The sequence below is a fragment of the Bradyrhizobium sp. genome (genome assembly GCF_030697065.1).
In the GTDB taxonomy this organism is placed as follows: Bacteria; Pseudomonadota; Alphaproteobacteria; order Rhizobiales; family Xanthobacteraceae; genus Bradyrhizobium.
This window is the reverse complement of the sequence record NZ_JAUYQU010000263.1, coordinates 1-3,496: the sequence shown is the minus strand read 5'-3', so window position 1 is coordinate 3,496 and position 3,496 is coordinate 1. Positions and strand designations below refer to the sequence as shown.

3 protein-coding genes and 1 pseudogene are annotated in these 3,496 nt (G+C 65.5%); 3 read left to right on the top strand and 1 reads right to left on the bottom strand.

What is annotated here, in order from left to right; translation table 11 throughout:
- Positions 1 to 1,406, top strand: a 1,406-nt coding sequence (locus tag Q8R73_RS20945) for a hybrid sensor histidine kinase/response regulator (RefSeq protein WP_305721454.1), incomplete at its 5' end; no start/stop codon positions are given.
- A 25-nt stretch (positions 1,407 to 1,431) separates the two neighbouring features.
- Here the strand turns inward: Q8R73_RS20945 and erpA are convergent.
- Positions 1,432 to 1,761, bottom strand: a complete 330-nt coding sequence (erpA, locus tag Q8R73_RS20940) for an iron-sulfur cluster insertion protein ErpA (protein ID WP_305721453.1) — start codon at positions 1,759 to 1,761, stop codon at positions 1,432 to 1,434.
- A 109-nt stretch (positions 1,762 to 1,870) separates the two neighbouring features.
- Between erpA and Q8R73_RS20935 the strand changes: the two genes are divergently transcribed.
- Both Q8R73_RS20935 and Q8R73_RS20930 read left to right on the top strand, forming a co-directional pair.
- Positions 1,871 to 3,085: a deoxyguanosinetriphosphate triphosphohydrolase gene (locus Q8R73_RS20935; protein ID WP_305721452.1), complete on the top strand. Its 1,215-nt coding sequence runs from the start codon at positions 1,871 to 1,873 to the stop codon at positions 3,083 to 3,085.
- 47 nt (positions 3,086 to 3,132) lie between these two features.
- A pseudogene (locus tag Q8R73_RS20930) lies at positions 3,133 to 3,496 on the top strand (arginine--tRNA ligase); the annotation flags it as partial.

Below are 3,496 nucleotides of genomic sequence, written 5' to 3'. Positions count from 1 at the left end.
CGGTGGCCACCATCCGGGATTCCGGCGAAAACCTGCAACGAATTCTCAACGACATTCTCGACCTGTCGATACTCGAAGCCGGCCGGCTGGAGTTCGAGACGATCGATTTCTCGCCGGCAAGGCTTGTGGATTCTGTTGCCTCGGTCATTGCAACGAGCGCGAAGGACAAGGGACTGACGGTCAAGCTCGAGATCGATCCGAGCCTTCCGTCCACCCTGAGCGGAGACGTCACGAGAATCCGCCAGGTCTTGCTTAATCTTGCCTCGAACGCCGTCAAGTTCACGGAGCGTGGAGGGGTGACCATCGCGGTCGCCTGCGTATCGCGAGAGAGCAGCCGCGCTACGGTGGAATGGAGCGTGTCTGACAGCGGTATCGGCGTTCCGCCGGATCGTGTCGGCCGGCTGTTCACCGACTTCGCCCAGGCCGACGTCTCGATCAATCGGCGCTTCGGCGGGACCGGCCTTGGCCTCGCCATCTGCCGGCGTATCGTCGAGCAGATGGGCGGCGCGATCGGCGTTGTCTCTCCGGCAAGCGGGGGCGCGACTTTCACATTCAGCCTGACGCTGCCGGCGAGCGACAAGACGGTGAGGGATGAGCGCACCGACCGTGCCGGGGCCAAAGATCTGAAAGCTCGCATCGCCACGATGGACCGCCCGTTGCGGGTATTGATCGCCGAGGACGACGCCACCAACCGAATGGTGGTGCTGATGATGTTGCGGGAATTCAACGCCGAGACGCGGGTGGTAACCGACGGCATGCAGGCGGTGCAGGCGGCATCGGAGGCCGACTACGACCTGGTGCTGATGGACGTACGCATGCCGGAGATGGACGGTCTTGCGGCAACAAGGGCGATCCGCGGCCAGGGCGGCCGGTTCGCGAGCCTGCCCATCATCGCCCTGACGGCAAATGCCTTCGCCGAAGATGTCGAGGTGTGCAGAGGCGCCGGCATGTCCGATTTCCTCGCCAAGCCGCTGCGCAAGCCGGCGCTGGTGGCCGCGATCCTGCGGGCCATCGAACGGACCTCTGCGCTGCCGGCGGCCCCGGCATCAGCGGATGTCCCTGCCGTGCTCGACCGCATGGCGCTGGCGCATCTGACCGCCGCGATCGGCGAGGACGGCGTGCGGGAGACGTTTGCGACGTTTGCGGACGAGACCGCCGCACGGCTCGCGCTGTTCCGGCAATTCGAGGCAGGCGGCGACCGGGAGTCGATCGAGATCGAGGCCTGCGCCCTGAAAGGATCGGCAAGGACCCTCGGCGCCAGCGAGATGTCCGACATCGCAAGGTTGATTGAACACCGGGCTGCCAGCATCAGCGCCGATGAACTGAGGGAGGCGATCGGCTGGCTGGACGAGGCGCATCGCAGGATGCGCCGGGAGTTCGAAGCAGACTTTAACCAGGTCGCCTGACACTCGGGCGAACCAAAAAGTCCCCTCAGATCGAAAAGCTGGTGCCGCAGCCGCAGGAGGCAGTGGCGTTCGGATTGACCACCCGGAACGAGGCGCCGATCAGATCGTCGACGAAATCGACCTCCGAACCGGCCAGAAACGGCACCGAGGCCGGATCCACCAGCACCACGGCACTGTCGCGTGCGATGACGAGGTCATCCTCGGCCTGGGCGCGCTCGACATCGAATTTGTACTGGAAGCCCGAGCAGCCGCCGCCTTCGACGCTGATCCGAAGCATGGCGCCGTCGCCCTCGGTCCTGAGGATCTCGCCGATGCGGCGGGCGGCCCGCTCGCTGATGGTGACGGCTGTCGTCATGTGAGAACTCTCCGGTCGCCGCTGCCGGAACCAAACTATTTGGTATCCGGCACGCCCCATAGTTAAGTGCGCAGGCCCGTGGAATCAATTGGATAAGGATTAAATCACCGTGTCGGTCGGAATGGCAGCCCCTCGCGCGATCTATGCCTGCGACCCCGCCCGCAGCCGAGGGCGGCTGTTTGCAGAGCCGCCAAGCAAGACCCGCAGCCCGTTCCGCCGGGATTGCGACCGGGTGATACATTCCACCGCCTTTCGCCGCCTCAAGCACAAGACCCAGGTATTCGTGTTCCATGAGGGCGATCATTACCGAACCCGGCTGACCCACAGCCTCGAAGTGGCCCAGATCGCCCGGGCCCTGGCCCGGCAGCTCGGCCTCGACGAGGATCTGACGGAGACGCTGGCGCTGGCCCATGATCTCGGCCATCCGCCGTTCGGCCATGCCGGCGAGCGGGCGCTGGACGCCTGTCTCCAGGCCCATGGCGGCTTTGACCACAATGCCCAGACCCTGCGCGTCGTTACCTCGCTGGAACACCGCTATCCCGAATTCGACGGCCTCAACCTGACCTGGGAAGCGCTGGAGGGCATCGTCAAGCACAACGGCCCCCTGACCGAGCGTGGCGGCGCCGCCCTCGGAAGGTATCGCGACCGCGGCATTCCCTCGGGCATATCTGACTACCTGGCGACCTACGACCTGGAATTGTGGAGCTTTGCCTCGCTGGAAGCCCAGGTTGCGGCGATCGCCGACGACATCGCCTATGACGCCCACGACATCGACGACGGGCTCAGGGCCGACCTGTTCACGGTCGACGATCTCAAGGTGATGCCGCTGACGGCCGGGATGATCGCGGAGATCGCGACGCACTATCCCGATCTCGACGAGGTCAGGCGCGGCGCGGAGCTGGTGCGCGAACTGATTTCGTACCTGATCGGCGCGGTGGTCACCGAAGCGGGCCGCCGGCTCGAACTCGCCAGACCCAAATCGGTCGAGGATGTGCGCAAGCTTGGCGACGTCCTGATCGCGTTTCCGCCCGAGGCGGCGCAGGCGGAAGCCGAGATCAAGGCGTTCCTGAAGGTCAGGATGTACCGCCATCCCAGGGTGATGCGGGTGATGGGCGAGGCCGAGCAGATCCTGTTCGACCTGTTCGCGCGCTACCGGCAGAGCCCGGACGACCTGCCGGCGGAGTGGTCGGCGCGCGGTGGCGGCGATCACGATACCGAAGCCTCGCATATCAGGCGGATCGGCAATTTCATCGCCGGGATGACCGACCGTTTCGCCATCACCGAGCACCAAAGGCTTTTTGACTCGACCCCGGATTTGCGTTAGGCGGCGGCCTAGCCGCACGCGGCATCATCCCCGGTCCAGTCACGCCCATGGTCGATTCCAGTCAACCGCAGCATCTTTTCGCCAATGTGCTGGGGCGAGTCCACGCGGCCTGCGCCGCGCTCGCCTCCGAAGGCGGCTGGCCCACGGATATCGACCTGTCGCGGGTCGTGGTCGAGCCACCGCGCGATGCGGCCCATGGCGACATGGCGACCAATGCCGCGATGGTGCTGGCGAAGGAGGCCAGGGCAAAACCGCGCGATCTCGCCGAAGCGATAGCGGTCAAACTGCGCGCCGATGAGCTGATCGCCTCGGTCGACGTCGCCGGGCCCGGCTTCATCAATCTGACACTAAAGCCTTCGGCCTGGTCGGACGCGTTGCGCACCGTGCTGCGCGAGGGCGCCGGCTATGGCA

Excerpts from the sequence above, each read along its gene's own strand:
- erpA (WP_305721453.1), bottom strand. The coding sequence starts at position 1,761 with ATGACGACAGCCGTCACCATCAGCGAGCGGGCCGCCCGCCGCATCGGC.